The sequence below is a fragment of the Neisseria arctica genome (assembly GCF_022870905.1).
In the GTDB taxonomy this organism is placed as follows: domain Bacteria; phylum Pseudomonadota; class Gammaproteobacteria; order Burkholderiales; family Neisseriaceae; genus Neisseria; species Neisseria arctica.
In genome coordinates this window covers 1643223-1658524 of sequence record NZ_CP091510.1, presented here as the reverse complement: position 1 = coordinate 1658524, position 15302 = coordinate 1643223, and the positions used below count along the sequence as shown (strand labels likewise).

Below are 15302 nucleotides of genomic sequence, written 5' to 3'. Positions count from 1 at the left end.
GTTATGTAAAAAACTATATTAATTGATAATGAAAGTTAATTATAGCTCATAATAAATTTAAAATAGACTATTTATATCTAACTGGATTACAATTAATTACATATCTATTGAAACCCTCAATAGCTGATAATGTGTATCGCATATTTGGGCTGAATTAAGTAACGGATTTATAGTAGGAAGACATTTCTACTACGTTATTCAATATTTAAGTGTTACGGTCAATAGACATACTGTTGGCCGTAATTTATTGAACCTTTATTGAAACAACTCAAAAGGTAATACGAAGTCAGAAATCTGAATTTTCGGAATAGACCAACGAGAAGACCATTGAAAAGATGGCTGTTAATCAACAGGAAAGACCACTATGAACGTAACCAGACGGCAGTTTTTCAAGGTAACCGCCGCCAGTGCCGGTGCATCCGGCCTGGCTGTTATGGGTATGATGCCGACTAATGCTTGGGCGGAAGTGCGGCAATACAAATTGTTGCGCGCATCAGAAGCCCGTAATAACTGTACTTATTGCTCGGTAGGCTGCGGTACGATTTTGTATAGCTTGGGCGACGGTGCTAAAAACGTAACCAAATCTATTTTCCATATCGAAGGTGATCCGGATCATCCGGTAAGTCGGGGTTCTTTATGTCCGAAAGGCGCATCACTGATTGATTTCGTCAATAGCCCTAATCGTGTACTTTATCCGGAAGTGCGCGAACCTGGTAGCAACGAATGGAAGCGCATCTCTTGGCATGATGCGTTGGTGCGTATCGCGAAACATATCAAAGCAGACCGAGATGCTAATCTGATTGTAAATAATGAAGCGGGTGTTCCGGTTCACAGATTGCCGACTTTGGGAATGCTTACGGCTTCGGCTAGCTCAAATGAGACCGGTATTTTGACCCAAAAATGGATGCGCTCTCTCGGTATCGTTGCCACAGATGCCCAAGCCCGCGTATGCCATGGTCCGACCGTATCGGCATTGGCTTCTACATTCGGACGCGGTGCCATGACCAATACGTTTGTCGATATACAGCATGCCGATTTCATCATGGTGATGGGCGGTAATGCGGCTGAAGCGCACCCAGTTGGCTTCAAATGGGTTATTGAGGCCAAAAAGAAAAAAGGTACTAAATTATTTGTTGTCGATCCGCGCTTTACCCGTACCGCATCAGTTGCCGACTTTTATGCTCCGATCCGTTCAGGTAGCGATATCGCATTCTTAGGGGCATTAATCAACTGGTTGATTGAAAACGATAAAATCCAATGGGAGTACGTTAAAGCCTATACTAATGCCAGTTTCATTGTTGACGAAGGATATGATTTCGATGAGGGTATGTTCGTCGGTTATGATGAAACTAAGAAAAAATATAATAATGAAAATTGGTATTACCAACTTGATGCCAACGGCTATGCGGAAACGGATCCTTCCTTACATCATCCGCGTTGTGTTTGGCAGCTGATGAAAAAACATTATTCACGTTACACATTGGATATGATGCATAACATTTGTGGAACGTCGAAAGAAGATTTTCTGAAGGTTGCCCAAGCATGGGGTGAAATGGCTGCACCGAACAAGGCAGGTACTATTCTTTATGCTTTGGGTTGGACGCAACATACTGTTGGTACGCAAATGATTCGTACGATGGCGATGGTACAGCTATTGCTTGGTAATATCGGTATGTCGGGCGGTGGTGTAAATGCTTTGCGTGGACACTCAAATATTCAGGGTTTGTCGGATTTGGGGTTGTTATCAACAGCATTGCCCGGCTATATGGTGTTGCCTAACGAAACTAATCATCCTACGTTTGCCGATTATTTGGCCAAGCAAACGCCGAAACCGCTTCGCCCCGGGCAATTGAATTATTGGGGTAATACTCCGGCTTTCTTTGTTAGCTTCCTGAAATGGATGTATGGTGATGCGGCAACCAAAGAAAATAATTGGGGTTACGATTGGTTACCTAAATGGGACAAGATGTACGATATCTTGCAACTGACCGATTTAATGTATCAAGGTAAAATCAACGGTTTGTTGGTGCAGGGTTTTAATGCCCAAGGTTCGTTTCCCGATGCTAACCGTGTGACTGAGGCATTTTCCAAATTGAAATACATGGTGGTGATGGATCCGCTTAAAACAGAAACTGCTTCATTTTGGGAAAATCACGGTGATGCACATGATGTCGACCCGTCAAAAATCCAAACAGAAGTGTTCCGTTTGCCGACCCCCTGTTTTGCAGAAGAGGCCGGTTCTATCGTGAATTCTTCGCGTTGGTTGCAATGGCACCATCCCGGAGCTAAGCCGCCTGGCGAGGCATTGCCTGATCTCGATATTTTGGCCGAGCTGCATATGCTGCTCAAAGAAATGTATGAAAAAGAAGGCGGTACGGCACCGGAACCGATTACTAAATTGAATTGGCCTTACAAAAACCCGTATGCGCCCACGCCCGAAGAAATGGCTAAAGAGTCAAACGGTCGTGCTTTGGCAGATATTAAAGATGCAGACGGCAACGTGATCCGTAAAAAAGGCGAGTTGCTTGATGGTTTCGCACAGTTACGGGACGACGGCTCTACTTCTTGCGCAACTTGGATTTTCTCAGGTTCGTGGACGGAGCAGGGCAACCAAATGGATCGCCGTGATAATACCGACAGTGGTTTAGGCAATACGCCGAAATGGGCATGGGCATGGCCGGCCAACCGACGCATTATTTATAACCGTGCCTCTTGTGACCCGAGCGGAAAACCATGGAATCCGGATCGCGTATTGATCGAGTGGGACGGTAAAAAATGGAGCGGGGCTGATGTGGCCGACTTCAAAGCGGATGCTGCACCTGATTCGGGTATGAATCCGTTTATCATGAATGAAGAAGGGGTAGGTCGCTTGTTCTGTGCACGTAAGCTGGTGGATGGTCCGTTCCCGGAACATTACGAGCCGCTTGAATCACCAATCGGAACCAATCCGTTGCATCCTAAAGTGGTACAGACACCTGCGATGCGCCTGTTTGACAGTGTGAAAGACCGTGTTGGTACGCGTCAGGATTACCCCTATGTAGGTACGACTTACCGCTTGACCGAGCACTTCCAATTCTGGACCAAGTCCGTGAAATTACTGATGATTGCTCAGCCGCAGCAGTTTGTGGAAATCAGTGAGGAGTTGGCAAAAGAAAAAGGCATTGCCAAAGGCGATTGGGTGAAAGTCAGCTCCAAACGAGGTTGGATTAAAGCTAAAGCCGTTGTGACCAAGCGAGTGAAGCCTTTGCAGGTGAATGGGCAAACTGTCCATCAGGTTGGTATTCCTTTGCACGGAGGTTGGGAAAACGTATCGGGTGAGAAGCAGTTTTTGGTGAATTCTCTAACGCCTTTTGTCGGTGACTGCAATACACAAACGCCCGAATACAAAACCTTCTTGGTAAACGTGGAAAAAGCATAAGGAACGTAAACAATGGCATTACAATCATTAGATATCAAACGCCGTTCCGCTACTGCCGGCATTACGCCCCCGCCGGGCGTACGTCAGCCCACGGAAGTGGCCAAATTAATTGACGTAACTACTTGTATCGGCTGTAAAGCTTGTCAGGTAGCCTGTTCGGAATGGAATGACATCCGAGATGAAATCGGTACTAACCACGGCGTATACGACAACCCGATAGACCTTACTTCAAAAAGCTGGACGGTGATGCGTTTCAGCGAAGTAGAAGAAAACGGCAAGCTGGAGTGGCTGATCCGTAAAGACGGCTGTATGCACTGTTCTGATCCGGGATGTTTGAAAGCTTGCCCGTCACCCGGTGCGATCATCCAATACCACAACGGTATCGTAGACTTCCATGAAGAAAACTGTATCGGTTGCGGTTACTGTATCTCTGGTTGTCCGTTCAATATTCCGCGTATTGATAAAAAAGACAACCGTGCATATAAATGTACTCTGTGTTCCGACCGTGTCGCGGTCGGTCAAGAGCCGGCTTGTGCCAAATCATGTCCTACCGGAGCCATTCAGTTCGGCTCGAAAGAGGATATGAAAAAAGTTGCCGCAGATCGTATTGTTGATTTGAACAAGCGCGGTTTCGATAAGGCCGGTTTGTATGATCCTGAAGGAGTGGGCGGTACGCATGTGATGTATGTATTGCATCATGCAGATAAACCCGGTCTGTATAGTGGCTTGCCGGAAAAACCTGCAATCAGCACCACAGTGAAGTTATGGAAGGGCTTTTTGAAACCTTTGGCTACCATCGGTATTGCAGCTGCAACCCTCACAGGCTTCTTCCACTATATTACCGTTGGTCCGAGCAGGGCCGAAGAGGAATCACCCGAAGTGATCGGCAAAGACGGCAAAACCTTGCACGGCGAGGAGGATGCATAAATGAAAGAAAAACTGATTCAGCGTTATAAACGTAGTGAGCGCATCAACCACTGGATAGTAGCGGTTTGTTTCGTATTACTTGCTATTTCGGGTTTGGCGTTTTTCTATCCGGCCTTTTTCTGGCTGACGGGTGTTTTCGGTACTCCCCAGCTGGCGCGCATTATTCATCCGTTTGTAGGCGTGGTAATGTTTATCGGCTTCTTTGTTCAGTTTTTCCGTTATTGGAAATACAATTTTATCGACAAAGAAGACGTTAAATGGATGAAGTCGGTCAAAACAGTGCTTAAAGGCCATGAAGTTGGTGATATTGGCAAATATAACGGCGGCCAAAAAGGAATGTTTTGGCTGATGACAGCGTGTATGCTGATATTGCTGGTTACAGGCTTTATTGCTTGGCGGCCCTATTTTGCCGAAATGTTCCCGATCCCGGTGATTCGTTTGGCGCTACTGTTCCATGCTTGGGCAGCCTTAATTCTGATTGCGGGTATTATTGTGCATGTTTATGCCGCATTCTGGGTAAAAGGTACGATTCGCGCCATGGTGGAAGGTGTGGTAACCCAATCTTGGGCAAAGAAACATCATCCGCGTTGGTACCGCGAAGTAATGGAAAAAAATACACAAGTTGAGAACCATCAAGATAAAGCTAAACCGAATATCAGACCTAAAAACTGATTGATCAGTCTGAAAAAAAGCAGCCGAAAGGCTGCTTTTTTTCAGACTGCCAAAATATTCAGACTGCCAAAATATTCAGACTGCCAAAATATTCAGACTGCCAAAATATTCAGACTGCCAAAATATTCAGACTGCCAAAATATTCAGACTGCCAAAATATTCAGACTGCCAAAATATTCAGACTGCCAAAATATTCAGACTGCCAAAATATTCAGACTGCCAAAATATTCAGACTGCCAAAATATTCAGACTGCCAAAATATTCAGACTGCCAAAATATTCAGACTGCCAAAATATTCAGACTGCCAAAATATTCAAGAGGCCATTACTTTATGACGGAAACGGTAGATTTTAAGGATTCCGTCTAAGCCGCTGACCAGTAGGGCTGAGATAATTAAGCCGTAAGTCGGCCATGATTCGGGCGGTACTTCTGTTTTCAGTAGTATCCACGAGCCGAGAAACAGCAAAACAGGTTCCAAGTAGCTCAGAATACCGAAGAGAGGAACAGGTAAGAAGCGGCTGGCAGCCAAATTCAGCTGCATTGAAACCGCACTGAAAATACCCAAGAGAGGAATCAGTACAATATATTTCCACGACCACGCGGCTTCATCCAAGCCACTACCGTTTATCATCAGATAGAGGGCGGCAAACGGAGCAATCAACATTAAGTCTAAAACAAGGCCGATAAGGGCCGGTACTTGCATTTGGCGGCGCAGCAGATAGTAAGGAGGATAGCCGAGACAAACTACCCAAGTCGTCCACGCAATCGCCTGCGTTTGCCAGATTTCATGCAAAACTCCGGCAGCGGCTAATATCAAGGCTGTTTTTTGCCAAGCGTTTGGTTTTTCACCTAAAAAAATGCGTGCAAATACCACCATCATTAAGGGAAACAGAAAATAGCCGGTGGCGACATTCACCCCATGTCCGTTGACCGGTGCCCACATAAACAACCAAAGTTGGACGGCAATCAAAGGTGTGGCGGAAAAAATTAGTAGCCAGCGGCGGGTATCACCGCCGATATCTGATACGAAAGCCTTGAGTTGAGGCCATATGCCGGTAACCAATACCAATAGCCATAATCCCCCCAGCATTACAATCATCCGCCATGCGAAAACATCGGTTCCGCTTAAAGGCTTGAGCCAATGGCTATAAAGATAGATAACCCCGAAAAGGATATTGGAGAGTAGTGCGGCGGCAATGCCTTTGGAAGTGGGATTCATAAGATAGTAGGCAAAAAATGACAAGCCGTCATTTTATGGAAAGTATATGATAAAATTTTTTGAAATTATTTTTTAATCGAAATTTTTTATCTTTTATTTTTATTTTTAGAAAGAATTTTTCATAAAATGGGTGGATATGATTTGGATAGGTTGGATCGGAATATTCTCAATATTTTGCAGGAAAATGCCGCTACTCCTTTAGCCGAAATCGCCGAGAGGGTACACTCTTCGCCGGCTACCTGTCAGCGGAGAATCCGGCAGTTGTATGAAAGCGGTGTTATTTTGAAGCAAGTGGCTTTGGTCAGCCCTACGGCAGTCGGGCGGAGCCTAAGCGTATTTGTGGCTGTAGAAATGGCCAGCCAAAACAATCAGGCGCTTGACCATTTTGTGCGGAGCTTGGCAGCAGAGCCCGATGTGGTGTGTTGTTATGAAATTTCCGGCGAACATGATTATATGCTGTTGGTACATGCGCGCGATATGGCTGATTATCACCGGTTAACCCGCCGTATTTTTACCGCTGATAATAATGTACGCGCATTTAAAAGCCAGTTTGTAATGGATTTTAATAAGGTGGAAACTAAAATCACGCTGTGAATGCTAGGCCGTCTGAAGAATTGGTTGATAAGGTTTCATTGAAAGGTCTTTTTACTTTTGCGCAATGCAGCTAACAGTAGACAGTACATTGAAAAAAACGAAGTTTTCTGTATAATTGCGAAAGTTTAAACAGGCAGGCTGCTTTTGGGCAGGCTGCCTGAAATGTTTATTTTTACAGAGTAATTATGTCTAATATTCCAGAAGAGGTGCGCCGTCGCCGCACTTTTGCCATTATTTCCCACCCTGATGCGGGTAAAACAACGCTGACCGAAAAATTATTGCTGTTTTCAGGTGCCATTCAAAGTGCGGGTACGGTGAAGGGTAAGAAAAGCGGTAAGTTCGCTACTTCCGATTGGATGGAAATCGAGAAGCAGCGTGGTATTTCAGTTGCTTCTTCAGTTATGCAGTTCGATTATAAAGAACATACCGTGAATCTGCTCGATACCCCGGGCCACCAAGATTTTTCGGAGGATACCTACCGTGTTCTGACGGCGGTTGACAGTGCCTTGATGGTAATCGATGCGGCCAAAGGCGTAGAGGCTCAAACGATTAAGCTATTGAATGTTTGCCGTTTGCGCAATACGCCGATCGTTACCTTTATGAACAAATACGACCGGGAAGTTCGAGACTCTCTAGAGTTGCTCGATGAAGTGGAAAATATTCTGAAAATCCGCTGTGCTCCGGTTACTTGGCCGATCGGCATGGGTAAAAACTTCAAAGGCGTTTACCATATTCTGAACGATGAAGTATATCTGTTTGATGCAGGCGGTGAAAAATTGCCGCATGAGTTTGAAGTCATCAAAGGTATTGAGAATCCGCGCTTAGACGAACTTTTTCCTCTCGAAATGGATAACTTGCGGGCGGAAATTGAGTTGGTGCAAGCTGCATCCAATGAGTTTGGCTTAGAGGAATTTTTGGCGGGTGAGCTGACGCCGGTATTTTTCGGATCGGCTATTAATAATTTTGGTATCCAAGAAATCCTGAATTCCCTGATTGATTGGGCGCCTTCACCGAAGGGCCGTGATGCCACTGTGCGGGAGGTGATGCCGGATGAAGAGAAGTTCTCCGGGTTTATTTTCAAAATCCAAGCCAATATGGATCCGAAACACCGCGACCGTATTGCTTTCTTGAGAGTTTGCTCGGGAAAATTCGAGCGCGGTATGAAAATGAAGCATTTGCGGATTAACCGTGAGATCTCCGCTTCAAGTGTAGTAACGTTTATGTCGCACGACCGCGAGTTGGTTGAAGAGGCTTATGCGGGCGATATTATCGGTATTCCCAATCACGGCAATATCCAAATCGGCGACAGCTTTTCTGAAGGCGAACAGCTCGCGTTTACAGGTATTCCATTCTTTGCTCCGGAATTATTCCGTAGTGTCCGCATTAAAAACCCGCTGAAAATGAAACAATTGCAAAAAGGCTTGCAACAGCTCGGCGAAGAAGGCGCGGTACAGGTGTTTAAGCCGCATAGCGGTGCTGATTTGATATTGGGTGCGGTGGGGGTACTTCAGTTTGAAGTGGTGACTTCGCGCTTGGCGGCTGAATACGGCGTAGAGGCGGTATTTGATACTGCGAGCATTTGGTCTGCCCGTTGGGTATCGTGTGACGATAAGAAAAAATTGGCTGAATTTGAAAAAGCCAATGCTGCGAACCTTGCTATTGATGCCGGCGGTAATTTGGCTTATCTTGCGCCGAATCGGGTAAACCTAAGCCTGACTCAAGAGCGTTGGCCGGATATCGTTTTCCATGAAACACGCGAACATGCCGTGAATTTAAATGCTTAACAACTGCCGTTAGGTTAAAAAAGGCCGTCTGAAATTTTCAGACGGCCTTTTTTATAATTCGGAAAGGCTTATGATTCAAATAATTAATTCTGGGTTAGGCACAACAGAGTTTGAAACCATAAGCAGTTTGAAGCGGCATTATTCGTATTTTACAGAATCATTGCCGGAATTTTTTTGAATGAATTCGATTTTGTAACCGTCCGGATCTTCTACGAAGGCAATAACCGTAGTGCCGTGCTTCATAGGGCCGGCTTCGCGTGTAACCTTACCGCCTTTTGCACGCACCGCATCACATGCGGTGTAAGCATCCTCCACTTCGATGGCGATATGGCCGTAGCCATTACCCAAATCATAGCTTTCGGTATCCCAGTTGTGGGTTAGCTCAATAACGGTGTGGCCGGATTCTTCACCATAGCCGACAAATGCCAATGTGAAGCGGCCCTCGGGGTAGTCGTGCTTGCGCAGCAGTTTCATACCGAGTACATCTTGGTAAAAGGCTAGGGATTTATCGAGATTGCCGACACGCAGCATGGTGTGGAGCATTCGCATAGTTTGGTTCCTTTTTATAGATAGTCAACAGGCCGATTGAAACGGTTGCCGGATAATCATTTTATAACATCTGGTTGTTTTTGAGAAAATTGCAGATGCAGTCGGCAGTTGCAAAGTATGGCTGGAAATAGCCTTGATTTCTGTATTATTACAACAAGCCGATTATGCTTCATGATGTAATTCAGATAAATTTTCGATATGAAAAACATCAAAAATATCCCGTTACACAATATTTTTCAGACGGCCTGTTTATTTGTTAATTCCTTGTTTTCACAAAAGCAGCATGCAAAATAAAACAGTAATAACAAAGATAAGGGTATTGTTAAAGTATCAATATTTTGTTTTTGTATATTGAACTGCAATGGCAAATTGGTTATAACATAAATAATGTTAAATTTTGTTGTTTTTTTTGTTATTTTCTTTCATGAATAAAGGATTGAAGAGATGAGAATTGGTATTCCAAAAGAGTCTCTGGCAGGTGAAACCCGTGTAGCGTCCACACCGGCTACTGTCATCCAGTTGAAGAAACTCGGATTCGATGTAGTAGTGGAGCATGGTGCAGGTGCTGCTGCCAGTTTAAACGATGCAGCTTATCAAGAGGCCGGTGCGGTAGTGGCCGAAACAGCCGAAGTATGGTCAAGCTCTTTGATTTATAAAGTCAATGCGCCTAATCATGCAGAAGTGGATTTGTTACAGGCGGGGCAAACGCTGGTCGGCTTTTTGTGGCCTGCACAAAATCCCGAGCTGGTGCAAAAGTTGGCCGATAAAAAAGTCAATGTGTTGGCAATGGATATGGTGCCGCGTATCTCTCGTGCCCAAGCTTTAGATGCGCTCTCTTCAATGGCGAATATCAGCGGTTACCGTGCCGTTATTGAAGCGGCTAATGCGTTTGGCCGTTTCTTTACCGGCCAAATTACCGCTGCAGGTAAAGTACCGCCGGCACAAGTACTCGTGATTGGTGCCGGTGTGGCCGGCTTAGCGGCTATCGGCACGGCGAATTCTTTGGGCGCGGTTGTTAAGGCATTTGATACCCGCTTGGAGGTAGCCGAGCAGATCGAATCGATGGGCGGTCAATTCCTTAAATTAGATTTTCCGCAAGAAGCGGGCGGTAGCGGCGATGGTTACGCGAAAGTAATGAGTGATGAGTTTATCGCCGCCGAGATGAAACTTTTTGCCGAGCAGGCCAAAGAAGTCGACATTATCATCACTACGGCCGCTATTCCGGGCAAACCGGCTCCCAAGCTGATTACCCGTGAAATGGTTGAAAGCATGAAGCCCGGCTCGGTGATTGTCGATTTGGCCGCGGCGACCGGGGGTAACTGCGAATTAACCAAACCAGGTGAGCTGTTTGTAACCGATAACGGCGTAAAAATCATTGGCTATACCGATATGGCCAACCGTTTGGCAGGGCAGTCTTCGCAACTTTACGCCACCAATTTGGTGAATCTTACCAAGCTGTTGAGCCCGAACAAAGACGGTGAAATCGAATTGAACTTCGATGATGTGATTATCCGCAATATGACGGTTACCCGTGATGGAGAAATTACTTTCCCACCACCTGCTATTCAAGTATCGGCCGCTCCTCAGCAAGATGCTGCTAAAGCCGCTCCGGCGACCAAGCCCGAGCCGGCACCTGTGCCGCTTTGGAAAAAACTGGCTCCTGCCGTTATCGGTGCGGTATTGGTTTTATGGATGGGGGCGGTTGCTCCGGCAGCATTCCTCAACCATTTCATCGTATTCGTATTAGCTTGCGTGATTGGCTATTACGTTGTGTGGAACGTATCGCATTCGCTGCATACTCCGCTGATGTCGGTTACTAATGCTATCTCAGGCATCATTGTGGTCGGCGCGTTATTGCAAATCGGCCAGGGTAACGGTTTTGTCTCTTTCTTGGCATTTGTGGCGGTGTTGATTGCCAGCATCAATATTTTCGGCGGTTTTTATGTTACCCGCCGTATGTTGAATATGTTCCGCAAGGGATAGGGAGTTTAAATATGAAAAAAGCTGCTTTAATTTTACTGCTGTCTGTATTTGTTTCGGGTTGCGACTTAGGTTTCCCTAAAATGTATGTAAATTATGATAATTTACCCGAAGGAGAAATCAAAGAGTCGATAACTAAAACTTTTCCAACTCCCCCAAGAGATGAAGAACTACGCAATTTAGTTTTATCTCGCTTAAAAGGAAATAAGACTGCTGAAAATATCCAAACGATAGTTTCTAAAATGGGAATGACTTGTCAGGTTGAAAAAGATATTTGTGAATATGATGGATATGTACTAACGCGGGCTACTGGGTTAAGTTCTGGTAGCGGTCGAGCAAAACACATTTATCAAATAACTATATCTCCCCAGTCAGGGGTAGATTCTTTAAAAGTTAATAAGCAAATATCAAAGGATACTGAAGATACCAAGAAAGAAAATTAAAATGGCAGGTAATGAAAATTATAGAATTGTCAAATCCCAATTACCATTAATTGGTGGTACTGCAGGGCATAATCTTATTGCTGTATTGGATGCCAATGGTCGCGTCATACATGAATTAAATGGTCTTGCTACGTCAAAAGATGGGGAAATTAAGCCGATAGGTTACTTACCATCAGATAGACTACGAGTTTACAATGAAAAGGAAGTAGAGGGTTTTTACTATAATTCATCGCAAAACCAACAAGTCGTTTTTGAAGGTAGCTATCAAGAAGTTATGAGTAAATTCAATTTAGGATATGCAATAGGGCAGGAAATTAACAACCGAAATATTCCATATCCCATACTAGGTTTAGGAGAAAACAGTAATTCGGTTGCTTCTACTTTATTAAAAGGTATGGGTTTAAGAGACCCCGATTTAGGAAATGCCCTTACTCCAGGAGAAGGTTCCCTACTGATTCCTGAGGAAGAATTAAAACGGATTCGCCAAAATTGGGAGCAAAAGCATTCCCAAAACCCCACTCAAAGCCAATCCACATTCGACAAAGTCAGTGCCATGGTTCAAGGGCTAATTAATGATACCGATGGTTCGTATGCAAAAAAAGTGATTGAGGAACATTCTGAAGAGATGACCAGCTTTGAGGAGAAAGTCCGTCTGAGTATCGAACAGGACAGGCAGCGGGAATTGGCAGAGAGGGGAAGCCAAACCGTTCAGCATGAAGAACAGCAAAGAAATTTTTCACGCTCTTTCGGCTGATTTTTTAAGCCCATACTGTATTTATCAGATAAAAGGAATAGCTAATGGACAGATTGGATTATGTAGCCGAACGTCTTGAAAACCTTGTTGTCAATATTGCGAAACTGATGACGAGATATCAAAACGATAGTGAGCGAATTGTTTCCAATATACAAAAAGGAAATGGATAAATCTTTGGGCCAACAGCATAAAATGATGGTCGAAATGATAAAGGAAGAACTTCTACACAGTGCCTCCCAGCAAGGATTGGTATGGCTGTTACGTTGGCTGTGTTAGTCGGCGGCATCGCATTGGTTTTTTTTATTCGGGCATAATTTCCGATAAAAAATGGAAGCTGATGTGGTAAATCTACTTAATTGGGCAGACATTGTACGCTGCGGTGATAATTCTATGTGCGAAAACGGGAAAAGCCGGAGCAAACGGCTACAAGATCATCCAAAGCCGCTGATGTTGATAATGCCTGCTTAAGTCTTTTCAAACAGCCTGATTTTTTATTTTTCTCACTCTTGGAAATTTGCCATGTCATTAGGTTTGGTTACTGCGGCCTATATCGTTGCCGCAATTTTATTTATTTTCGCCCTTGCGGGTTTATCCAAACAGGAAACCGCCAAGCAGGGCTGTTATTCCGGCGTAGCCGGTATGGCTGTGGCGCTGTTTGCCACGGTATTTAGCGAACAGACTTCGGGCTTGTTCTGGATTGTTGTAGCAATGGGCATCGGCGCCGCTATCGGCATTTACAGGGCCAAAAAAGTCGAAATGACCGAAATGCCCGAGCTGATTGCGTTGTTGCACAGCTTTGTGGGTTTGGCTGCCGTTTTGGTGGGCTTTAACAGTTTTATCGAGCCGGGGGATGTTTCCGCCGATATGCATACCATCCATATGGTTGAAGTATTCCTAGGCATCTTTATTGGCGCGGTAACTTTTACCGGATCGATCGTAGCCTTTGGCAAACTTAACGGAAAAATCAGCAGCAAGCCTCTGCAATTACCACACAAACATAAGCTTAATCTGGCAGCGTTGGCGGTATCCTTTATTTTGCTGCTGGTGTTTGTTGCCGTTGACGGTAGCTGGTTTGCCTTGATTTTGATGACTATTATCGCGTTGGCTTTCGGCTGGCATTTGGTGGCATCTATCGGCGGAGCGGATATGCCGGTAGTGGTATCCATGCTCAATTCTTATTCAGGCTGGGCGGCTGCCGCGGCAGGTTTTATGCTCTCTAACGACTTGCTGATTGTGACTGGTGCGCTGGTGGGTTCGAGCGGTGCGATTTTGTCTTATATCATGTGTAAGGCCATGAACCGTTCGTTTATATCCGTGATTGCCGGCGGTTTTGGTACGGACGGTAGTGCAGCGGTAGGGAGCGAAGAAGTGGGTGAATACCGTGAGGTGAAGCCTGCTGAAGTAGCCGAAATGCTGAAAGGTGCGCAAAGTGTGATTATCACCCCGGGATACGGTATGGCTGTAGCGCAGGCGCAATATCCTGTGGCTGAAATTACCGATTTGCTGCGTAAAAACGGTACGGAAGTACGCTTTGGCATCCATCCTGTGGCAGGCCGTTTGCCCGGTCATATGAATGTATTGCTGGCCGAAGCCAAAGTGCCTTACGACATTGTATTGGAAATGGATGAAATCAACGATGATTTCCCTGAAACCGATGTGGTGCTTGTGATTGGTGCTAACGATACCGTTAATCCCGCCGCCCAAACCGATCCAAACTCGCCGATTGCGGGTATGCCTGTGCTGGAGGTTTGGAAAGCCAAAGAGATTGTGGTATTCAAACGTTCGATGAATACAGGGTATGCCGGCGTGCAAAATCCGCTTTTCTTTAATGAAAACAGCGTAATGTGTTTTGGTGATGCCAAAGGTACGGTAGATGAAATTTTGGCAGAATTGAAAAAATAATCTGTTTTGCCGAAAAGCATAGAGAAGGCCGTCTGAATTTTTCAGGCGGCCTTTTATTCGGCTGTTGGCACGAAAAAGCCCTTACTTGGGAAATTATAAAAATATATTTGGCTGATTGTTTTATGTAATATAGTTATTTGTTTTATAAGGATTTAAATTATCCTGTTATTTTGATTGGCCGTGAGGGCCGACGTGCCGGTTTTGGGAAGCGTTAAGTTTCATCAAAATTTCCGCTCTTTTAAAGCGACTGCGTTTTTATGTTAAAATCCGCCTTTTAGATTAATTGAGGCAGCGGCTTTCGCGCTGCCTCCGAAGAAGGAAAGAAAATATGGCCGGCCATAGTAAGTGGGCGAATATCCAACACAAAAAAGCCCGTCAAGATGCCAAACGCGGCAAAATTTTTACCCGACTGATTAAAGAAATTACCGTTGCAGCCCGCTTGGGCGGTGGCGATCCTGCATCCAATCCCCGTTTGCGTCTGGCGATGGATAAAGCGTGGGACGCCAATATGCCTAAAGACAACGTACAGCGTGCGATTGATAAGGGTACCGGCAATCTTGAAGGCGCGGATTATATTGAATTGCGTTACGAAGGTTACGGTATCGGCGGTGCTGCCTTGATGGTTGACTGCCTGACTGACAACAAAACCCGTACCGTGGCCGATGTGCGCCATGCGTTTAATAAAAATGGCGGTAATCTCGGCACTGATGGTTGCGTAGCCTTTAATTTCGAGCACCAAGGTTATTTGGTCTTTACCGATGCAGATGAAGATGCTTTGATGGAAGCTGCTTTGGAAGCGGGTGCGGAAGATGTCATTACCGATGAAGACGGCGTAATCGAGGTGGTTACCAGTCCTGCCGATTGGGCGCAAATTAAAGCTGCTTTGGAAGCGGCAGGCTTCAAATCAGAAGATGGCGACGTTACCATGCGTGCGCAAAACGAAACCGTGCTCAGCGGCGAAGATGCCGAAAAGATGCAAAAGCTGATTGATGCGCTCGAAGATTTGGACGATGTACAAAACGTCTACACTTCTGCCGTATTGCAGTTTGAAGAATAAGGC

At 45.2% G+C, this 15302-nt stretch carries 12 protein-coding genes; 10 read left to right on the top strand and 2 right to left on the bottom strand.

Annotation, left to right across the window (positions count from 1 at the left end; all coding sequences use genetic code 11):
• The first annotated feature begins 364 nt into the window (after positions 1-364).
• The 3 genes from fdnG to LVJ86_RS07660 are packed head-to-tail and all read left to right on the top strand — an operon-like array spanning position 365 to position 5017.
• The gene (fdnG, locus tag LVJ86_RS07670; protein WP_075968071.1) at positions 365-3418 is read left to right on the top strand and encodes a formate dehydrogenase-N subunit alpha; all 3054 of its coding nucleotides are present in this window, start codon (positions 365-367) and stop codon (positions 3416-3418) included.
• A gap of 12 nt (positions 3419-3430) precedes the next feature.
• The gene (gene fdxH / locus LVJ86_RS07665) at positions 3431-4345 is read left to right on the top strand and encodes a formate dehydrogenase subunit beta (RefSeq protein WP_047760315.1); all 915 of its coding nucleotides are present in this window, start codon (positions 3431-3433) and stop codon (positions 4343-4345) included.
• Positions 4346-5017, top strand: coding sequence for a formate dehydrogenase subunit gamma (locus LVJ86_RS07660; RefSeq protein WP_047760314.1), 672 nt, complete (start codon positions 4346-4348; stop codon positions 5015-5017).
• 313 nt (positions 5018-5330) lie between these two features.
• Here the strand turns inward: LVJ86_RS07660 and rarD are convergent, their stop codons facing one another.
• Entirely contained in the window at positions 5331-6236 is a 906-nt protein-coding gene (gene rarD, locus LVJ86_RS07655) for an EamA family transporter RarD (protein WP_244702563.1), read from the bottom strand.
• A 126-nt stretch (positions 6237-6362) separates the two neighbouring features.
• Here rarD and LVJ86_RS07650 point away from each other — a divergent pair, with 126 nt between their 5' ends.
• Entirely contained in the window at positions 6363-6830 is a 468-nt protein-coding gene (locus LVJ86_RS07650) for an Lrp/AsnC family transcriptional regulator (RefSeq protein WP_047760312.1), read from the top strand.
• 185 nt (positions 6831-7015) lie between these two features.
• Positions 7016-8614, top strand: a complete 1599-nt coding sequence (locus LVJ86_RS07645) for a peptide chain release factor 3 (protein WP_047760311.1) — start codon at positions 7016-7018, stop codon at positions 8612-8614.
• A gap of 138 nt (positions 8615-8752) precedes the next feature.
• Here LVJ86_RS07645 and gloA read toward each other — a convergent pair whose 3' ends face one another.
• Positions 8753-9163 (bottom strand): lactoylglutathione lyase, encoded by a 411-nt coding sequence (gene gloA / locus LVJ86_RS07640; protein WP_047760310.1) that lies wholly within the window; start codon positions 9161-9163, stop codon positions 8753-8755.
• A gap of 444 nt (positions 9164-9607) precedes the next feature.
• On the opposite strand from gloA, the gene LVJ86_RS07635 reads away from it, so the two are divergent.
• From LVJ86_RS07635 to LVJ86_RS07615, 5 genes are all read left to right on the top strand, one after another.
• Positions 9608-11146, top strand: coding sequence for a Re/Si-specific NAD(P)(+) transhydrogenase subunit alpha (locus LVJ86_RS07635; protein ID WP_047760309.1), 1539 nt, complete (start codon positions 9608-9610; stop codon positions 11144-11146).
• A gap of 11 nt (positions 11147-11157) precedes the next feature.
• Positions 11158-11586 (top strand): hypothetical protein, encoded by a 429-nt coding sequence (locus LVJ86_RS07630; RefSeq protein ID WP_047760308.1) that lies wholly within the window; start codon positions 11158-11160, stop codon positions 11584-11586.
• A gap of 1 nt (position 11587) precedes the next feature.
• A complete protein-coding gene (locus tag LVJ86_RS07625; protein WP_053008296.1) occupies positions 11588-12340 on the top strand; it encodes a hypothetical protein in 753 nt (250 codons plus the stop codon).
• 519 nt (positions 12341-12859) lie between these two features.
• Positions 12860-14242 carry a Re/Si-specific NAD(P)(+) transhydrogenase subunit beta gene (gene pntB, locus LVJ86_RS07620; RefSeq protein ID WP_047760307.1) on the top strand — a complete coding sequence of 461 codons (1383 nt, stop codon included), beginning with the start codon at positions 12860-12862 and terminating at the stop codon, positions 14240-14242.
• A 328-nt stretch (positions 14243-14570) separates the two neighbouring features.
• On the top strand, positions 14571-15299 hold the full coding sequence (locus LVJ86_RS07615; protein WP_047760306.1) for a YebC/PmpR family DNA-binding transcriptional regulator: 729 nt from the start codon (positions 14571-14573) through the stop codon (positions 15297-15299).
• The last annotated feature ends 3 nt before the right edge of the window (positions 15300-15302 follow it).